This window comes from Paractinoplanes hotanensis, assembly GCF_023717965.1.
GTDB classification, from domain to species: Bacteria; Actinomycetota; Actinomycetes; order Mycobacteriales; family Micromonosporaceae; genus Actinoplanes; species Actinoplanes polyasparticus.
This window is the reverse complement of record NZ_JAMQOL010000128.1, coordinates 1-1,174: the sequence shown is the minus strand read 5'-3', so window position 1 is coordinate 1,174 and position 1,174 is coordinate 1. Positions and strand designations below refer to the sequence as shown.

Sequence of the window (1,174 nt, the reverse complement as noted above, 5' to 3'; positions counted from 1 at the left end):
ATGAGTCCGCTGCTGCTGGCCGATCTGACTGTTTTCACGCTCGGGTTGCTGGTCGGTTTCGAGGTGATCAGTAAGGTGCCGGCCACCTTGCACACGCCGTTGATGTCCGGGGCCAACGCCATCCATGGGGTGGTGCTGGTCGGGGTGATGCTGCTGGCCGCGAGCATCTCGACTCCGGCCGGGTATGCGTTGCTGGCCGTGGCGGCTTTCTTCGCCGCGATGAACGTGGCCGGCGGCTACCTTGTCACCGACCGCATGCTGGCCATGTTCCGGAGCCGGTCGTGAGCGCCTTCGACACGATCGTCCACCTGGTCTACCTGGCCTGCGCCACCGCGTTCGTGATCGGTCTGCACCTGATGAACGCGCCCGCCACGGCCCGGCGCGGTAACCAGGTGTCGGCGGCCGGTATGGGCCTGGCCCTCGCGACCACGGTCGTGGTGCTGGCCGAGGGCGGGCAGATCACCGCGTACGCGGCCTGGACGCTCGGCCTCGGCACAGCCGGCGGCGCGGTAGCCGGGCTGGTCGCGGCCCGCCGGGTGCGGATGACCGCCATGCCGCAGCTGGTGTCACTGTTCAACGCGGTCGGTGGCGGCGCCGCGGCGCTGATCGCGCTCGGCGAACACCCGGCCTCCACCCAGGCCGAAGTGACCGGCGTGCTCGACGTGCTGATCGGCGCGCTCACCTTCAGCGGCTCGCTGATCGCCTCCGGCAAACTGGCCGGCCGGGTGCCGGGACGGCCCATCATCATCCGCTACGGCCGGCTGATCGCGGCCGGGCTCGCGGCCGTCGCCGCGGTCATGGCGGTGCTCGTCGTCGGGTTCAACAGCGGAGCCCCGGCGCTGTGGGGCGCAGCCGCCGCCGCCCTGACCGCCGGGGTGCTACTCACCCTGCCCATCGGCGGCGCCGACATGCCGGTGGTCATCTCCCTGCTCAACGCGTGCACCGGCACCGCCGTGGCCATGGCCGGGTTCGTCCTCGGCAGCACCCCGCTGATCATCGCCGGCGCGCTGGTCGGCGCAGCCGGAGCGATCCTGACCAAACTGATGGCCGACGCCATGAACCGGCCGATCACCGCGATCATCGCCGGCGGCTACGGCACCGGCGACACCATCACAGCCACAGCCGGGCCCGGGCCGGGGTCGTTGCCGGTCCGTGAGATCACCGCCGACGACGC

General features: G+C 71.6%; 2 protein-coding genes. Both read left to right on the top strand.

Annotated elements, in window-relative coordinates; all coding sequences use genetic code 11:
• Nucleotides 1-285 (top strand): NAD(P) transhydrogenase subunit alpha part 2 (locus LXN57_RS47705; RefSeq protein ID WP_251804964.1); only part of this gene is annotated, 285 nt, incomplete at its 5' end.
• Nucleotides 282-1,174, top strand: an 893-nt coding sequence (locus tag LXN57_RS47700) for an NAD(P)(+) transhydrogenase (Re/Si-specific) subunit beta (RefSeq protein ID WP_251804963.1), incomplete at its 3' end; no start/stop codon positions are given. The genes LXN57_RS47705 and LXN57_RS47700, both read left to right, overlap by 4 nt.